Source organism: Deltaproteobacteria bacterium, assembly GCA_003194485.1.
Lineage (GTDB): Bacteria > Desulfobacterota > Dissulfuribacteria > Dissulfuribacterales > UBA3076 > UBA3076.
Map to the genome: position 1 here is coordinate 15,540 of PQXD01000011.1, position 15,837 is coordinate 31,376.

Here is a 15,837-nt window from a genome sequence, read left to right on the forward strand (position 1 = left end):
TTGCACTGAATTCATAATGGAACTCATTTCAAAGACATATGAATATCTCCTTCAGGGAGGACCGGTCATGGTCCCTCTCATCCTGACTTCCGTCTGGATGTGGGCGTTGATTCTGGAAAGGATGTTCTACTTTCGCCGGATGGGCCGCAGTGATCTCAGCCTTGGAGAGGCCATTGAAGCGCTGAAAACACAAGGGGCGCCTATTAAGACCGGAGGGCTTCGCAGCAGGATCGTCAGCAGTTTTCTGAAAGGCCGTACCGGCAGAAACCGGCTGGATAAGAGCCTCATTGAGCATGGGGCCATGAAGGAGCGTCTGATGCTCAAGCGCAACCTTTCGGTCATTGCCATACTGGCCGCTGTGGCCCCGCTCTTTGGTCTTTTGGGTACAGTTACCGGGATGATGACCACCTTTGACGTGATAGGCATATTCGGCACGGGTAACGCCAAGGCTATGGCAGGGGGCATTTCAGAGGCCCTTATCACCACCCAGAGCGGTCTACTGGTGGCCATCCCGGGGCTGTTTATGAGCGAGATGCTCAATCGCAGGAATAACCGCCTGGAAGGCAGCCTGGATGAACTCGTGTTGACGCTCAAGAGGTATGTGTAAATGATCAGCATCCGCAGCAGATTGCATCAGAGGGAGGCAACCGCCGGTGTCAACATGGCCCCGCTCATCGATCTGGTCTTCCTGCTGCTGATATTCTTCATGGTCACTATCAGTTTCGTAAAGGAGACGGGGGTGGATGTGCAACGTCCCACTGCCTCCACCGCAGTCCTGAAGGAAAAGGGCAACATCCTTATCGCAGTGGATTCAGATGGCAGGGTCTTTTTTGAGAAAAAGCATATCGACATCCGGAGCGTGCGTGCCCATATCGAAAGGTCCCTTGCGGAAAATCCGGAAGGGGCAGTCGTGATTGTGGCGGACAAGGGAAGCCGCACCGGCGTGGTAATCCGTGTAATGGACCAGTGCCGGCTGGCAGGGGCAAAGAACGTGAGCATCGCAGCATCCAGAGGTGAAGGAGATGTCTGAAAGGCCGATAGACGGACTTGGGCCTGCGGTTTCAATGGCCCTTCTGGTTAACGTCTGCCTGTTCGCCCTTTTGCCCCTTCTGCTTGACAGACACTCAGGTGCCAGGTCCTATGAGGAAATAATTCCGGTTAATTTTGTAAGGATCAGACCTGAAATGGAGGAACCGCCGGAAGAGAAACCACCGGAAAGGGAAAAACCGCTGCCCGAGGTACTACCGCTGCCAAGGTTGAGCCAGCAGGTCCCTAAGCCCAGGCAACTCAAGCTGGAGACACCTGATCTAAGCTTTGAGATAAACCCGAAACTCGACATGGGCATGGCGGTTGCGCCTCCGGAGCCTGAGCTGGTTAAGGACTTCTTCGATCAGGGCGAGGTGGACCAGCTGCCCATGACTGTCTTCCGGATGAAACCGCTCTATCCTTTCAGGGCAAAACGGCTCGGCATTGAGGGAAGCGTAAAGGTAAAGTTTCTCGTGGACTCGGCAGGCCGGGTGAGCCATGTAAACATACTCGAGTCAAACCCGCCCGGGGTCTTTGACGAAAGCGTGCTGAAGGCGCTTCCTTCCTGGAGATTTTCTCCTGGAGAACTCGGCGGCAAGGCCGTAAATACATGGGTGTCTACAGTTATTCAATTTGATCTGGAGTGAGAGGGAAGACCGTGAATTCGCAGGACATTACGAAATATATTATTTTGAGCCTTTGTGCTCTTTTTCTGCAGCGCGCTTTCCTGCCGTCAGCAGCGGCCGTGGGTGAACCTCCCGAGCCCTCCATGGCGGCCCACCGTGCCTTGTATAAGGCCCAGCAGGCAATGGAGCTAAATGACAAAACAAAGGCTGCGGAAATTCTGAGGACGTTTATAAGAGAAAATCCGAAGAAAGACCATTATCTGCTGGAATTCCATTTGGCCAACGTCCTGGCCTTGTCGGGCAAAAGCGGAGAGGCCCTTGCTCATTATGAAAAGACCCTGGCATTGAATCCCGGTTATTCAGCGGCTTGGCAAAATCTCGGGAAGACCCGCCTAGATTTCGGGAACTATCTCGAGGCAGGGGACGCCTTTCTCAAGGGCTATGAAACCAATGAAACAAAGGATGGCTCCATCCTCTATTATGCCGCGGTCTCCTATCTTATGGGCAAAAAGGCAGGTAAGGCCCTTCCCCATCTGGAGTTCCTTGCCTCGGGAAAGGCAGGAAATCCCAAATCCGAATGGCTTGAGGCTTTATTAAAGGTTTACCTGGATCTAAAACAGGAGGACAATGCCTTCAAGCTCATCCACCGGCTTCTGGAAGAACAGGGGGATGATCCACGCTGGTGGAAGCTCCTTGCCCAGCTCCATTTGCAAAAAGGCGAATACTCGCATGCCGCAGAGGCGCTAACGATTTATTCCTATTTAACTGTCCCCAAGGAGCAGGAAATAGTGCTTCTCGGAGACCTCTACAACGTCATCGGGGTGCCTGTGAAGGCGGCTGTATATTATGAGAAGGCCATGGGCCTTTGCGGAAAGGCCGTCAAAAAGGAAAAACTTGCCTCGGCCTATATAGCGGCCCACAAGCAGGACAGGGCCATGGAAGTGCTCGAGGAGGCCATCAGCCAAGAGCCGGATGCGAAACTCTGTTTCATGAAAGGCCAACTGCTTTATGGCCAAAGAAGCTTTGATCATGCCTATCAGGCCTTTGAAGAGTGCGCCAGGCTCAACCCCGGGGACGGGAGACCGTACGTCATGATGGGCTACTGCGCCTTGCAGCAGGACAACATAGAATTGGCCCGGAGGGCCTTTCAAAAGGCAAGCCGCTTTCACAAGCAGAAAAAGGATGCCGAACGGATGCTGGTGCAGCTGGCCAAATGGAAATAGTAACTTGTGATGAAGTACTGGCAACTTCAGCGGATGTGCTGGGTGTGCTCTGCCGCTTTGTTGCTACTACAGGGAAAAAACAGGTAAAGCCGGACAGGCTAAATGTAAAAAAACGACCTACTTCACAAGTCAGGTATCCTATAGCATTGGGAAACACAACACAAAAAATAAGGCGCTGGTCAAGATAATGAACCAGCGCCTTTTTGATGAATGAAATTATTTAGGATAGATAGCTCTCTTTAGAATTCGACAGCTAATTGACCGAAGACCAGATCTCGCGTGTCTCTGTCATCAGCATCGTTATCATCATACTCGTCATACATATAGCCCACTGACAGGATTGTATTGTCAAAGATTTCCTGGTTGAAGTTGATCCCATAACGATCTTCTGGTAATCCCAGGCCCCCGCAATCGCTGGAGCCGGCATACTTAAGGGCGATTTCGAGATTTCGCCACCAGTTGTAATTATACCCAATCTCAAAGTTCCATACTTCTGGCCTTGCGGCAGCGTTACCGTCACTGCCAGTATACAACTCTCCATGACCAAATTCTTCAGTGGCCGCCATATACTCTGCATCAAGGAAAATGCCCTGATAGCCAACATGGAAATATGCATCAGCACCGCCCACGTAATCTTCAATGTCGCCTACCAATGCGCCCTCCATACTGCAATCTGAATCAGCGATATTGGAAATATATGAACCCCCGATAAGCATGTCTAAACCATAAGTTTCATTTTCAAAGGTATAGTTGGCGTCGAAACCATAACTTTCAATAACATTGTCACTGCTGCTATCTTCTTCTACATCACCATTATAGGTGTACGCTGAAACTGTGAAACCTTTCCATTCAGCTCCGATCAACACGGCCTTTTCGAGTACCTCACCAAGCATCACTGTAAGAGGTGTATCGAGGAAGGGATCATCCGGGAAATGTTCAAAGAGCGCACCAAAAGGCACATACATCTTACCAGCTTTCAGAAAAGCGGGTATTTTTTCCGTATTTCCAATGGTGATAAATGCCTCGTCAATGTCCACACTTGTCTCGTCGTTGTCAAAGGTCGGATCCTCATAAAGCAGGACCATTTCCGCATTGACCCAATCATTGACCTCTGCCGCAATTCCGAGTTGAACAGTAGTCATGCAAAGATCGCTGTCCTTTTCATGGCCCCCATCCTTCATATCAATACTTTGATATGCTACTCCAAACTCAAGCAGGCCATTGATTGTGATGTGGTCTTCCAGGTCAGACAGAAAGCCGACACCTTCGGCACGCGAAGGTTCCGGGACCGCCTTCATTTCATTGAGTTGCTGTTCTACTTGCTTAAGTCGATCAGCGAGTGCCCGGTTTTGCTGGATCAACTCCTGCACCTGTTGATCCAGGTTCCCCTCTCCTGCCAGAGAACTCGATACCCAGGAAACCGCTGCCATGGACACAATGCACAAGCCTAACAACAGAGCTCTCAAGATTTTAAAATACATGACCATCTTCTCCTCTCATTTAATTTATTATAACTCAATTACAAAATATTTTTTATGATTGGTCAATTATAAATAAAGAATATGAGATATATTATTGCGATTAAATAACAGTAAAAAGATATTCTGCCAAGACAGAATTTGAAAAAAGTGGGCCAATCTGAACTTCCAGAGAAAACATCGGCAGGAAAACCGACAAAAATATAGGGAGTTATACACACGGCGCATCCAGCTTATTATGGTGGATCTATCGGTCCGATAGATCTTCTATTTTATAAGACCAAAATGGCAATTGAAGAAAGTCGGAAGAGAGAAAGGATGGAGATCAAGATAACACAACACAAAAAATAAGGCGCTGGTCAAGATAATGAACCAGCGCCTTGTTTGCTGAGTGAAATTATTTAGGATAGATATAATCTTTAGAATTCGATGGCTAATTGACCGAAGATCAGGTCCCGTGTGTTTCGATCAAGATCATCATCTGTTGCATACTCGTCATACATATAGCCCACTGACAGGATTGTATTGTCAAAGATCTCCTGGTTGAAGTTGATCCCGTAACGATCCCTCGGCAGCCTTAAAGATCCGCAATCGTCGGATCCTGCATACTGAAGGGCGATTTCGAGATTTCTCCACCAGTTGTAGTTGTATCCCGCCTCAATGTTCCAGACTGTTGGCTTACCTAAATCTTCCCCCTCCACATTTACGTGATCAACAGCCGCCATATACTCTGCCTCAACGAAGAGGCCCTGATAGCCAACGTGTAAGTAGGCAGCAGCGCCTTCCGCGTAATCATCAATTTCCAAGTCGTAGTGGTCCAGCACTTCCTCTGTCCAGTCGGAGTCGGCTATATTTGAGATATATGAGCCACCGACGAGCAAGTCTAAACCAAGGTCCTCATCCTCAAAGGCATAGTTGGCATCGAAACCATAAGTTTCAATAACATTGTCGCCGCCGCCGGCCTCCTCTACGTCACCGTTGAAAACATAGGCTGAAACCGTGAAACCTGCGTATTCAGCTCCGATTACCAGGGCTTTTTCAAGTGTCTCACCCAGGAGCAGGGTAAGGGGTGAATCAATGCCCATGTCATCCGGAAAATGCGTCAGGAGTGCGCCAAAGGGCACATACATCTTGCCTGCCCTCAGAAAACCCGGTGTTACGTCTGGATTTGCTATAGTAATAAATGCCTCCTCTACATCAAAGTTTGTCTCATCATCTCTAATGTCCTCATAAGTGTTTATTGCTCCAGACGGATCTTCAAAAAGCAGAATCATTTCCGCACTTACCCAGTCATTGATCTCCGCTTCAATCCCGAGTTCAACACTAGTCATCGAAATGTCACTGTCATGTTCAAAACCACTATGGTTCATGTCAGTGCTGTGGTACGCTGCTCCAAACTCAAGCAGGCCATTGATTGTGATGTGGTCTTCCAGGTCAGACAGAAAGCCGACACCTTCGGCACGCGAAGGTTCCGGGACCGCCTTCATTTCATTGAGCTGCTGCTCCACTTCCGTAAGTCGATCAGTGAGTGCCCGGTTTTGCTGGATCAACTCCTGCACCTGTTGTTCCAGATTTCCTTCTTCTGCCAGAGAACTCGATACCCAGGAAACCGCTGCCATGGACACAATGCACAAGCCTAACAACAGAGCTCTCAAGGTTTTAAAATACATGACCATCCTCCCCATTCACTTAATAAGTTGTTGTGATTCATTTAGAAAAAACCCAAAACCCGAATAGTTACTTAGCAACAGAAAAATATTCTGTCAAGACGTATTTTGAAAAAAACCGCGTGATCACCTGTTTATCTCCGTGGTGAGCTGATACCAGTGAAAATATGCCGTAACTACTTGGGTTCAAAGTTCCGGAGTTCACGGTTCAAGGTTAGATTGATGAAAATTGAACGGCTATTGAAAGTATGAATTTACTGAACTCGCCATTTTTCCGTTTCGCGCCGGATCTCTCCATCTTTTGCAGTTCGAAACGGAGGCGGCTCAGTTCCTTTTCCAGATTTTGTGTCTCTTTATGCAGGGCACTCACTTTTGATTGCTGCTTCTTGTACCCTGATTTTAATTCAAGGAGTTTTTCTTCAGCAGCCAGAAGTCTTTCCAGCAACTTTGCCTCTCCGGGCGTTTTTTGCTTACAGGTTTCAGAACGTATTATCCTGATGTACTGATCCTTGGCCCCGTCAAAGGCAAACAGATAAAATGCCGCCCTGCATGCATAATCAGGGTTATCGAGCAATGACTTCAGGTTGGAAATTGCCTCATCAATCCGGCTGTCACTCAAAGGCAGAGTGGCCTCTCTCCATGGATCAGATATATGAAACTTTTGTTGCAATCCAGTTGTACACCCAGCGGGCAATATCAGGAAGAATATGGCAAAACAGACCAGAAGGCAGCACCTTTTCCCGGCAAAACCGCGATATCTTCTGGCAGCGGACTCTCTACCCAAATCTTACCTCCATGCGCCAGGATAATCTCCCTGGCAATTGCCAGCCCGAGCCCGGATCCGTCTTTTTCCGTATCGTCTGAATCTGGTAGAATCTATCGAATATCTTTTCTGTTTCAGATTTATCTATCCCGGGTCCGGCGTCAATAACACCAATTCTTAACCATTTATTACCATTATTATCGGTGTGATCCAAGACGATCTTTATTTTTCCATTTTCAGGGCTAAACTTCACGGCATTGTGCAGAATATTCATAAATGCACGAAATAGTCGTTCTTCGTCAACCGGTATATCCTTTTTAGATCTGATACAGATTCAAGCCCTATGTCAAGATTTTTCTCCAGGGCCATGGGTTCTAATGTCCGGATGATCTTCGAAAAGATCTTTGTGATGTCCGAAGGGTGTTTTTTAATGGGCTCAAGTCTTGCCTTTAGTCTGGAAAGGCGCAAAAGTTCGTTTATAAGACCATGAAAGCGGCTCATACTTTCGTTTAAAATAGTTACCAATTTTTGCTGGTCTTCATTTAATTTCCCTATTTGGGGCTCGGAAAGGAGTTTGGCAGCTTCCATCATGGCGGTTAGTGGAGTTCTCAGTTCGTGGCTCGCCACTGCTATGAAATCAGATTTCAGCTTGTCCAATTCCTTGAGCCTTGCTGCCATATTGTTAAATTCTTCGGCAAGTTTTCCCAGTTCGTCCCGTGGCCCTATGGTAATGGGTTGATCGAAATGGCCCTGGCCAATGATTTCAGTACCGCGGCGAAGCTGATCAATCGGTCTTTTTATATACTTGTAAAGGAACAAAGGGGCAAAAAGGGCAAAGAACGTAACAGCTCCGGTCAGTGCCAATATAGTTACTTTCCTTGCCTGAGAGCTAAGGGATGAGATCGTTGAAGATCTGAGGCTGATCGTTTGCTGTACGCCTTTTTCCAGATCATCCAGCCCTGACATTATGGTGGAGATCAGGGTCTTGACTTTTTCTTCCCGCCGGGCCTCAATAGGTGTGATCCCAGACGGTCTGCTTTTAGGTGAACTTGCATTAGCATTCCGGGCCAGCTTTTCAAGTTCATCAAGGTTAAGCTCAATATCAAGGACAACAGGGACAATCCCTTTGGGAGCATCTTTCTTTACATTGATCAGATTGTCCCGGAAGTCCTGGATCAGGGACATGAGAGAGTGGTAGGCATCCTCTTTGTATAGAGTTACGAGACGGCGGCCTTCGCCTTCCATTGAAGGCGGTATTGCTTTAAGATGTTCTATAGTCTTTGATAGCTCTAAGTCGTGCTTGGCTATGCTGGTCGCAAAACGTTCTAACTCTGACAGGTTGTAGATTGACACCACGCAAGGCAGTATCATAATGGCAGAAAGTATCAGGTAGCCCAAAAAAAGCTTGTTAAAGAGACTTAGGTCGTTCTTAAGCAACTTCATAATTTAGGATTTTATCACAACTCAGATATCTCTCAATAAAATAAAAAAGAAATGGGCAGGGAATCCAATATCAGACAGAGTGATAAAAATACGGCCTCAACGCCGCTAATACTCCTGGTAGATGACGATGAGAGCATACTTGAAACGACAAAGATGCGTCTCAAGCTCTTTGGTTATGAAGATATCATCACGGCCTCAGATCCTATAGATGCCCTGAGGATATTCAGAGATCAAGATGGAAGGATTGATCTTCTCCTGTCTGACCACAGGATGAGCGGCATGAGCGGAAAGGAACTCATGGAAGAGTGCCTTAAGATAGATCCTGATCTCCAGACTATTATCTTCACAGCCTATGGCACTATAGAGAAAGCAGTCGAGGCGATGAAGGCCGGGGCCTTCTCCTATGTAGAAAAGCCGATAAATCATGAAGAGCTTGCCTTGAAAATAGAAAAGGCCATTGAGAAGAGAGAATTGTTGAAAAAGGTGGCTTACCTTGAACATATAGTGGAGAAACAATCCCGGTTCGCGGACATGATCGGCAACAGCCCCCAGATAAAGGCCGTATTCAGGCAGATAGAACAGGTTGCCCCTATCGACAGCACCATAACCATCTACGGTGAATCGGGGACCGGGAAGGAATTGGTGGCCAATGCCATACACTTCCACAGCCCGAGAAACAAAGGCCCTTTTGTGGCCGTTAATTGTGCGGCCGTCCCTGAGACATTACTGGAAGACGAGTTTTTTGGCCATATAAAGGGAGCCTATACAAATGCCGTAACCGGCAAGGTTGGATTGTTCAGGCAGGCCCATAAGGGAACACTGTTTCTGGACGAGGTGGGGGAAATGAGCAAGGCCATGCAGGCCAAGCTACTGAGGGTCATAGAGACAGGAGAAATCAGGCCTCTGGGGAACGACCAGATGCACAAGGTGGATGTGAGGCTGATAGCGGCAACCCAGAAAGATCTCGGTAAACTGGTTGAAGACGGTCACTTCAGGGAAGATCTGTATTACAGGATCCACGTGGTTCCAATCAATATCCCTCCTTTGAGGGAAAGACCGGAAGACATTCTCCTGTTCATGCAGCATTTTTTAAAAGAATACGGAGCCAAGATGGGTAAAGATATCAAGAGAATCGAGGGAGATGTCATTGATGGTTTTCTAACGTATAGCTGGCCCGGGAATGTCCGTGAGTTGAAAAACGTGGTTGAATATCTTGTTGCCGTCTCTACAGGGAACACCATAACCAGCGCCATGTTTGCAAATACTTCCCTGGCCAATTACTGTCTGCCCCAAAAAAGGTTCCGCTCAGACAGGCCAAAGATCAGTTCATCAAGAAATATCTGGAAGATCTTTTCAGGATGACAAAAGGGAATGTCAGCAAAGCCGCCAAGTATGCCGGCTACTACCGGGCGGATTTTTACAAACTCTTTCAGAAATATGATCTGGATCCTAAGAATTATCGCGGCACCAAAAAGGTCGTGAAGACTGAACACATATCCATCAAAGATTGATGTCCAGTACTTAGAATACAGTGAAATAATCTGCATCTCGTTTGCCAGTTTATACTTTCTTCAAAAAATGTGCGCTATCGAATTGAATACGGATGCTGAAAACGGAAATTCGAACGCCAAATAATCCGCCCTGGATACGCTCTGCCTTCCCGCCTCAATACCATTTTCAACCAATGCCTTCTTGACCGACATGGCTTCATTACGAGGCATTTTAAGGATAGTCCATAGTACAGCAGTATGGCAGGTATGAACCACTGGAGTAGCCCGAAGACATGACCTGAAATTTTAACGCAAAGATCTACTGCGAAGAAAACACCCGAAGTGAGGACGATGGCCAGGTGCCCTGCCTTGGAGCGGTTACCTTTTTCCGGGTTTCAAAGCTCACTCATCGCAGACCGTAGAGGCAGTGCAATCCGGCCCGCGATCGAAACCCTGCAAAAGGCAAACCGCTCCTGCGGCAGGGCACGGATGGCAACTTCCACAGTGGACCACGGGTTCACCGGATATTTACCGACTGCCAAGCATAAAGTAAATAATTACAAGCATTACAGGTCCATAAGGGAGAGCAGGCCTGGAATATCCGCATGATCCGAAATCCAGCAGACCAGACGATCCAATTGTTCTTTGCGAAAGGCACTGTAAGAAACGACCCTTTTTATTGGTTCAAGGCCTTGTCTCGTACGTAGAAAATCCAGGAAATATCTCCTAAGGGAGTCATTTTCGAACATGCCATGGATATATATGCCAATGGCAACCATGTTTTCACTCACAGCCCCGATATCTGCACCGAGACCGGGACCTAAAGGTATAAATGATCCCTCGGCGCGGGTTGCCCCCATGTGGATTTCATAGCCCTTGACTGGTAAAGGATCCGGGAAAAGCGGCGGCAGCTCAACCGTGATGTCCGTCCGGGACAGGCTTTTTTTGCTGTACATCTCAGTGACTACGGGAAGCAGTCCCAGACCTGATGATGACCCTGGTTGTCCTTCCACCCCGTCCGGATCTCTTACCTCTATGCCCAGTATCTGGTATCCCCCGCAAATTCCCAAAATTATTGTTCCATTTTTTGCTCTATCGTGAATTGTTGTGTCCCAACCGGTATCCTTCAAGAACTCCAGGTCGGAGCGGGTATTTTTTGTGCCCGGGATTATCAGACAATCGCATCTGCTTGACTCTTCAGGTCTTTGAGCAAAAGAAAGAGCAACATCTCTCTCAAAGGCCAAGGGGGCAAAGTCCGTAAAGTTACTGATCCTTGGCAGATGCACTACGGTGATTTTTAAAGGACCGTTATGGTTTTTTCCTGAAACAGCGTTTACAAATACACCGTCCTCCTGGTCTGCTACTATGTCGTTGAACCAGGGAAGCACGCCAAAGACAGGAAGGGGTATAATCTGTTGAAACTTGGATATCCCAGGGCTGAGGAGTGACATGTCTCCGCGAAATTTGTTGATTATAAAGCCTGAAACCCTGGTCCGGTGTCTCTCGGATACAAGGTCATAGGTACCTTTTAGCCAGGCGAAAACACCTCCCCTGTCTATGTCGCCGACTATGACAACCGGTGCCTCGGCGTAGGCTGCCATTTCCATGTTTACGAGGTCAGTGGCCTGTAGATTGATTTCAGCCGGGCTTCCGGCCCCTTCCAGGACCAGCAGGTCAAAATCCCGGGACAGGGAGTCAAAGGCCTGCCTGACTACTTTCAAATTGTCTTGATAGTTCGAATAATAGGATCGGGCAGCCAGATTTCCTGCTGGTTTCCCCATGAGGATTACCTGTGATTGGGAGTCGCCGGTGGGTTTAAGCAGTATCGGATTCATCCGGACATCGGGCAAAAGCCCGCATGCCTCTGCCTGGTATACCTGGGCCCTTCCCATTTCAAGGCCGTCGAGAGTGACAAAAGAATTAAGAGACATGTTCTGTGCCTTGAAAGGTGCAACCCTAAAGCCTTTTTGCCAAAGCACCCGGCAGAAGGCTGCGACAAGCATACTCTTTCCGACACCCGAGCCTGTCCCCTGGAACATGATGCATCTGGTTCTGTTTGCCATGATTCAATAGATTAGGGTCTGGATATAAAAGTGCAATATTAAAAAACGCTTAAGCAACAGTTTGAGTAAATATTCGGTAAACCCGTTACATCCTGCCTTGGAGCGGTTACCTTTTTCCGGGTTTCAAAGCTCACTCATCGCAGACCGGAGAGGCAGTGCAATCCGGCCCGCGATCGAAACCCTGCAAAAGGCAAACCGCTCCTGCGGCAGGGCACGGATGGCAACTTCCACAGTGGACCACGGGTTCATAGAATATTTACCAGTTTGACTATCTCTTCTGTCTTTTATCAGAAATTTTGTGGAGGGAAAATACTTTTATGTGCGTTGACACATTGTACCATGGGAAGATATAGTGATTTAGTTAATCCAAAACAGGAAGGGGGGATACCCTTGGCGATTGTGGTAGAAGTCCAGGAAAACCTGGAAAAGGCCCTCAAGGTGCTAAAGAAAAAGATGCAGCTTGACGGGCTTCAGCGGGAACTGAAAAATCGTCGCTTTTACGAAAAACCGAGTGTAAAAAAACGACGCAAGATGCAAGAGGCCGAACGCAGACGTCGCAAAGCCCGACGCAGACGTCGCTGATGATCTGATTTAATTATTTAAAGAGCCAGACTTGATCTGGTTCTTTAACTTGACAGCGAATGCTCACACTCCCCGGCAGAAAATGGATATTACGACATTATGTTATAATATTATTGGGGTGAGCGATGGGAATCGAACCCACAGCCTTCGGGGCCACAACCCGACGCTCTAGCCGTTGAGCTACGCCCACCACTGATTTTGATACAATATCATATATCTTTTGGGCAAGGAAGAGATCTTGCAATGGCGGGCGATGGGCGACTCGAACGCCCGGCCTTTGGCTCCGGAGGCCAACGCTCTATCCAACTGAGCTAATCGCCCGCTTTATATATGTTAAGGTACTTTAATTTGGCCGGTATTGATTGTCAAACCTGATCAAATAACCACTCCCATATGAATCCTTGCCGCCGGCAGTGGTTCAGTTAAATGTATGGCTTGATCTTTACGGATTATTTGCCTTAGTTGAAAGATTAGGCATTTTGTTATTATATTGAAAATAGAGACATTTTGAAAAAATAGTGCATCATGCCCTAATGTTTATAATAATTAAGGAGTTAACAAATGGATAAGCGCTACCTCATGGCTCCCGGCCCTGTTACTGTAGCACCCGAGGTTCTGGCAAAGATGTCAGAGCCTATCATCCACCACAGGTCACCTCAATTTTCAGCGATACTCAACAGGGTCAGGGAGGATCTCAAATATCTCTATCAAACGAAAAATGATGTCCTGATCCTGGCATCTTCTGGTACTGGAGGCATGGAGGCATCTGTCGTCAACTTGCTTTCTCCAGGAGACAAGGCCTTGGTGATACGGGGAGGGAAGTTTGGTGAGCGCTGGGATGAGCTGTGCAATACTTATGGAGTAAATGCGGTAAATATAGACGTCACCTGGGGAGAGGCCGTTGATCCACAGGAAGTCAAGAAGGTTCTGGACGCCAATCCGGAAGCCAGGGCCGTATTTGTCCAAGCCCACGAAACCTCCACCGGAGTCAAACACCCTGTCAAGGAATTGGGGGAACTGATCAGGGAGAGACCGAACACGGTTCTGGTAGTTGACGCCATAAGTGCCCTCGGGGTTTATGAGCTTAAGACGGATGACTGGGGTCTGGATGTGGTGATAACGGGCTCCCAGAAATCCCTGTCCCTGCCGCCCGGTCTGGCATTTGTGAGTATCAGCGAAAAGGCCTGGGAGTTTGTAGAAAAGGCGCAACTGCCAAAATACTACTTCAATTTCCTAAAGGAGAAAAAGGCCCTTGCGAAACAGACCACCGCCTTCACTCCAGCGGTCTCCCTTATAGTTGGGCTTGAAGAGGTACTTCGCAGCATACGGACAGCCGGGCTTCCCGTCCTCTTTGCTCACCACAGGCGTCTTTCAGAAGGTACAAAGGCAGGAGTGGCTGCCATGGGGCTTGAGTTTTTCTCTATGGCCCCATCCGAGGCCATAACGGTCATCAAGTCCCCTGAGGGAATAGATGGCCAGGATGTGGTTAAGATCCTGAGAGAAGAATACGGGATCACCATCGCAGGCGGCCAGGCCCAGGCCAAGGGTAAGATCTTCCGTATTTCCCATATGGGACACTTGGTCGAATGGGATATGATTATCGCATTGGCCGCGGTGGAAAGAGCGCTCAAGCAACTCGGTTATTCTATTGAATTGGGGAGGGGTGTTGCTGCCGCAGAGGCGTACTTTGCTCAAAATAGGTAATGTATAAGTAAAAATATGGTAATTTTACTTTTTTGAAAGGACAGATAATCCATGAAGGTCTTAGTAACTGACCCAATAGCAAAAGATGGAATTGAGATTTTAAAAGCCGCCGGGCTTAATGTGGACGAGCGTCCCGGCATCTTGTCAGAGGAACTGATCGAGGCCATTCAGGATGCCGACGGCCTTATAATTCGCAGCAATACCAAGGTAACCAGGGAAGTAGTAGATGCTGCCAAAGAGCTGAAAGTTGTGGGAAGGGCAGGTACGGGCCTTGATAATGTAGACATTGCTGCCTGCAACAGGCGGGGTATCGTTGTGATGAATACCCCGGGAGGCAACACAAACTCCGCTGCGGAACACACCATAGCCATGATAATGGCGCTTTCACGCCACATTCCCCAGGCAACCGCCTCAATGAAGGCGGGCAGGTGGGAAAAAAAGCGCTTTTCAGGTCAGGAGGTGGCTGGAAAGACCCTTGGGATAATAGGTATCGGCCGGATCGGGAGTATCGTTTCACAGCTTGCACAAGGTCTCAAGATGCAGGTTGTGGCATATGACCCTCATATACGTCCGGAAATGGCCAAAAAGCTCGGAGTGGAGTTGACTGACCTTGACAATGTCCTTGCAAGGGCTGATTACATATCCGTACACACTCCCTTGACCGCAGAGACAAGGGGGTTTGTCAATGCCGAGCTTTTCAATAAGATGAAGGACGGGGTCATGGTGCTTAACTGTGCCCGTGGCGGGATCATTGACGAACAGGATCTATACGAGGCCATGAAGTCAGGAAAGGTGGCAGGCGCGGCCCTGGACGTGTTTGAAACAGAACCGGCAGACAAAGAACACCCTCTGTTCTCTCTGGACCGCTTTATCTGTACGCCTCACCTCGGTGCCTCAACCGGGGAGGCCCAGAAAAACGTTGCCGTGGCTATTGCCAGGCAGATCTCAGACTACCTCACAAAGGGAGAGGTGCGAAATGCCGTAAATATGCCATCAGTCAGCGGAGAGACCCTGGTTCAGCTCGCTCCCATCCTCAGCCTTGCCGATAAATTAGGGGCCTTTCATGCCCAGCTTGCCACCGCACCCGTGGATGAACTAACCATTCACTATCAAGGGGATATAGCAGACCTTGACACCAGACCTGTTACCATATCGGTGATCAAGGGCCTCCTTTCCCCGATACTCAGAGACGAAGTGAACTTTGTAAACGCCTCTATACTTGCTGAGGAGCGAGGTATAAAAGTTACGGAATCCAAAAGCAAGACATCTGAGGACTTTACCAGTCTCCTGACCGTTACGGTAAAAACAGCCGACGGTACCAATACCCTGGCAGGAACCATATTCGGGAAAAAAGAACCCCGGCTTGTAAAAATCAATGATTTCTGCCTGGAAGCCGTACCAGAAGGACATATGTTGCTTATTTACAATGAAGATCGTCCAGGTGTAATCGGTCGAATCGGAATCACCCTGGGTGAGGCGAACATCAACATAGGCCAAATGCAAGTGGGACAGGATCCATTTCATCACCGGAATGTCATACTTCTGACCACTGATGAGCTCGTAGGGCGGGATGTCCTTTCTCGTCTTCTGCAGCAGGATGGTGTTGAAAAGGCCCAAGCCATTGAACTCTGAGAAAGTCGTGTCAGTTTCTTGAGGTCAACCTCAAGGTCCTTGAATCAGGACAGGAGAGAACCGATAATGGCAAGGACGTTTAAGGACATCTAAGGTCAGTAGAACAGTGACAGTGGAAGAGATGTGATTTCATCGGAACG

General features: G+C 48.2%; 16 protein-coding genes and 2 tRNA genes. 9 read left to right on the forward strand and 9 right to left on the reverse strand.

Going from position 1 to position 15,837, the window contains the following annotated elements; translation table 11 throughout:
• Positions 1 to 16: 16 nt before the first annotated feature.
• Genes C4B57_07430 through C4B57_07450 form a run of 5 tightly spaced genes read left to right on the forward strand, consistent with a single transcriptional unit; the run spans position 17 to position 3,063 of the window.
• A complete protein-coding gene (locus C4B57_07430) occupies positions 17 to 607 on the forward strand; it encodes a MotA/TolQ/ExbB proton channel family protein (GenBank protein ID PXF54294.1) in 591 nt (196 codons plus the stop codon).
• Positions 608 to 1,030: a biopolymer transporter ExbD gene (locus C4B57_07435; GenBank protein PXF54295.1), complete on the forward strand. Its 423-nt coding sequence runs from the start codon at positions 608 to 610 to the stop codon at positions 1,028 to 1,030.
• Positions 1,023 to 1,673 carry an energy transducer TonB gene (locus C4B57_07440; protein PXF54296.1) on the forward strand — a complete coding sequence of 217 codons (651 nt, stop codon included), beginning with the start codon at positions 1,023 to 1,025 and terminating at the stop codon, positions 1,671 to 1,673. Before C4B57_07435 ends, C4B57_07440 begins: the two co-directional genes overlap by 8 nt.
• A complete protein-coding gene (locus C4B57_07445) occupies positions 1,670 to 2,875 on the forward strand; it encodes a hypothetical protein (protein PXF54297.1) in 1,206 nt (401 codons plus the stop codon). Before C4B57_07440 ends, C4B57_07445 begins: the two co-directional genes overlap by 4 nt.
• A complete protein-coding gene (locus C4B57_07450; protein PXF54298.1) occupies positions 2,866 to 3,063 on the forward strand; it encodes a hypothetical protein in 198 nt (65 codons plus the stop codon). Before C4B57_07445 ends, C4B57_07450 begins: the two co-directional genes overlap by 10 nt.
• A 51-nt stretch (positions 3,064 to 3,114) precedes the next feature.
• Here the strand turns inward: C4B57_07450 and C4B57_07455 are convergent, their stop codons facing one another.
• The 6 genes from C4B57_07455 to C4B57_07480 form a co-directional block, all read right to left on the reverse strand.
• Positions 3,115 to 4,356 (reverse strand): hypothetical protein, encoded by a 1,242-nt coding sequence (locus C4B57_07455; GenBank protein ID PXF54299.1) that lies wholly within the window; start codon positions 4,354 to 4,356, stop codon positions 3,115 to 3,117.
• Positions 4,357 to 4,772: 416 nt separating this feature from the next.
• Positions 4,773 to 6,038, reverse strand: coding sequence for a hypothetical protein (locus C4B57_07460; protein ID PXF54300.1), 1,266 nt, complete (start codon positions 6,036 to 6,038; stop codon positions 4,773 to 4,775).
• 196 nt (positions 6,039 to 6,234) lie between these two features.
• Entirely contained in the window at positions 6,235 to 6,804 is a 570-nt protein-coding gene (locus tag C4B57_07465) for a hypothetical protein (GenBank protein PXF54301.1), read from the reverse strand.
• A complete protein-coding gene (locus tag C4B57_07470) occupies positions 6,717 to 6,896 on the reverse strand; it encodes a hypothetical protein (GenBank protein ID PXF54360.1) in 180 nt (59 codons plus the stop codon). Before C4B57_07470 ends, C4B57_07465 begins: the two co-directional genes overlap by 88 nt.
• Positions 6,797 to 7,057 carry a hypothetical protein gene (locus C4B57_07475; GenBank protein PXF54302.1) on the reverse strand — a complete coding sequence of 87 codons (261 nt, stop codon included), beginning with the start codon at positions 7,055 to 7,057 and terminating at the stop codon, positions 6,797 to 6,799. The genes C4B57_07470 and C4B57_07475 overlap by 100 nt, the downstream gene beginning before the upstream one ends.
• The gene (locus C4B57_07480) at positions 7,054 to 8,226 is read right to left on the reverse strand and encodes a hypothetical protein (protein PXF54303.1); all 1,173 of its coding nucleotides are present in this window, start codon (positions 8,224 to 8,226) and stop codon (positions 7,054 to 7,056) included. Before C4B57_07480 ends, C4B57_07475 begins: the two co-directional genes overlap by 4 nt.
• A gap of 51 nt (positions 8,227 to 8,277) precedes the next feature.
• Here C4B57_07480 and C4B57_07485 point away from each other — a divergent pair, with 51 nt between their 5' ends.
• Positions 8,278 to 9,588 carry a hypothetical protein gene (locus tag C4B57_07485; GenBank protein ID PXF54304.1) on the forward strand — a complete coding sequence of 437 codons (1,311 nt, stop codon included), beginning with the start codon at positions 8,278 to 8,280 and terminating at the stop codon, positions 9,586 to 9,588.
• Between the two features lie 694 nt (positions 9,589 to 10,282).
• Here the strand turns inward: C4B57_07485 and C4B57_07490 are convergent.
• Positions 10,283 to 11,779: a cobyric acid synthase gene (locus C4B57_07490; GenBank protein PXF54305.1), complete on the reverse strand. Its 1,497-nt coding sequence runs from the start codon at positions 11,777 to 11,779 to the stop codon at positions 10,283 to 10,285.
• A 339-nt stretch (positions 11,780 to 12,118) separates the two neighbouring features.
• On the opposite strand from C4B57_07490, the gene rpsU reads away from it, so the two are divergent.
• Positions 12,119 to 12,361 carry a 30S ribosomal protein S21 gene (gene rpsU, locus C4B57_07495; GenBank protein ID PXF54306.1) on the forward strand — a complete coding sequence of 81 codons (243 nt, stop codon included), beginning with the start codon at positions 12,119 to 12,121 and terminating at the stop codon, positions 12,359 to 12,361.
• 114 nt (positions 12,362 to 12,475) lie between these two features.
• Here rpsU and C4B57_07500 read toward each other — a convergent pair.
• Together C4B57_07500 and C4B57_07505 are read right to left on the reverse strand one after the other, a co-directional pair.
• Positions 12,476 to 12,551: transfer RNA gene (locus C4B57_07500), tRNA-His, on the reverse strand.
• A 54-nt stretch (positions 12,552 to 12,605) separates the two neighbouring features.
• A tRNA-Arg gene (locus C4B57_07505) sits at positions 12,606 to 12,682 on the reverse strand.
• A 240-nt stretch (positions 12,683 to 12,922) separates the two neighbouring features.
• Between C4B57_07505 and C4B57_07510 the strand changes: the two genes are divergently transcribed.
• Positions 12,923 to 14,065 carry an aminotransferase gene (locus tag C4B57_07510; protein PXF54307.1) on the forward strand — a complete coding sequence of 381 codons (1,143 nt, stop codon included), beginning with the start codon at positions 12,923 to 12,925 and terminating at the stop codon, positions 14,063 to 14,065.
• A gap of 51 nt (positions 14,066 to 14,116) precedes the next feature.
• Positions 14,117 to 15,697, forward strand: a complete 1,581-nt coding sequence (locus tag C4B57_07515; GenBank protein ID PXF54308.1) for a phosphoglycerate dehydrogenase — start codon at positions 14,117 to 14,119, stop codon at positions 15,695 to 15,697.
• The last annotated feature ends 140 nt before the right edge of the window (positions 15,698 to 15,837 follow it).

Excerpts from the sequence above, each read along its gene's own strand:
- C4B57_07430 (PXF54294.1), top strand. The coding sequence starts at position 17 with ATGGAACTCATTTCAAAGACATATGAATATCTCCTTCAGGGAGGACCG.
- C4B57_07435 (PXF54295.1), top strand. The coding sequence starts at position 608 with ATGATCAGCATCCGCAGCAGATTGCATCAGAGGGAGGCAACCGCCGGT.
- C4B57_07440 (PXF54296.1), top strand. The coding sequence starts at position 1,023 with ATGTCTGAAAGGCCGATAGACGGACTTGGGCCTGCGGTTTCAATGGCC.
- C4B57_07450 (PXF54298.1), top strand. The coding sequence starts at position 2,866 with ATGGAAATAGTAACTTGTGATGAAGTACTGGCAACTTCAGCGGATGTG.
- C4B57_07455 (PXF54299.1), bottom strand. The coding sequence starts at position 4,356 with ATGTATTTTAAAATCTTGAGAGCTCTGTTGTTAGGCTTGTGCATTGTG.
- C4B57_07460 (PXF54300.1), bottom strand. The coding sequence starts at position 6,038 with ATGGGGAGGATGGTCATGTATTTTAAAACCTTGAGAGCTCTGTTGTTA.
- C4B57_07475 (PXF54302.1), bottom strand. The coding sequence starts at position 7,057 with ATGAATATTCTGCACAATGCCGTGAAGTTTAGCCCTGAAAATGGAAAA.
- C4B57_07480 (PXF54303.1), bottom strand. The coding sequence starts at position 8,226 with ATGAAGTTGCTTAAGAACGACCTAAGTCTCTTTAACAAGCTTTTTTTG.
- C4B57_07485 (PXF54304.1), top strand. The coding sequence starts at position 8,278 with ATGGGCAGGGAATCCAATATCAGACAGAGTGATAAAAATACGGCCTCA.
- C4B57_07490 (PXF54305.1), bottom strand. The coding sequence starts at position 11,779 with ATGGCAAACAGAACCAGATGCATCATGTTCCAGGGGACAGGCTCGGGT.
- rpsU (PXF54306.1), top strand. The coding sequence starts at position 12,119 with ATGGGAAGATATAGTGATTTAGTTAATCCAAAACAGGAAGGGGGGATA.
- C4B57_07510 (PXF54307.1), top strand. The coding sequence starts at position 12,923 with ATGGATAAGCGCTACCTCATGGCTCCCGGCCCTGTTACTGTAGCACCC.
- C4B57_07515 (PXF54308.1), top strand. The coding sequence starts at position 14,117 with ATGAAGGTCTTAGTAACTGACCCAATAGCAAAAGATGGAATTGAGATT.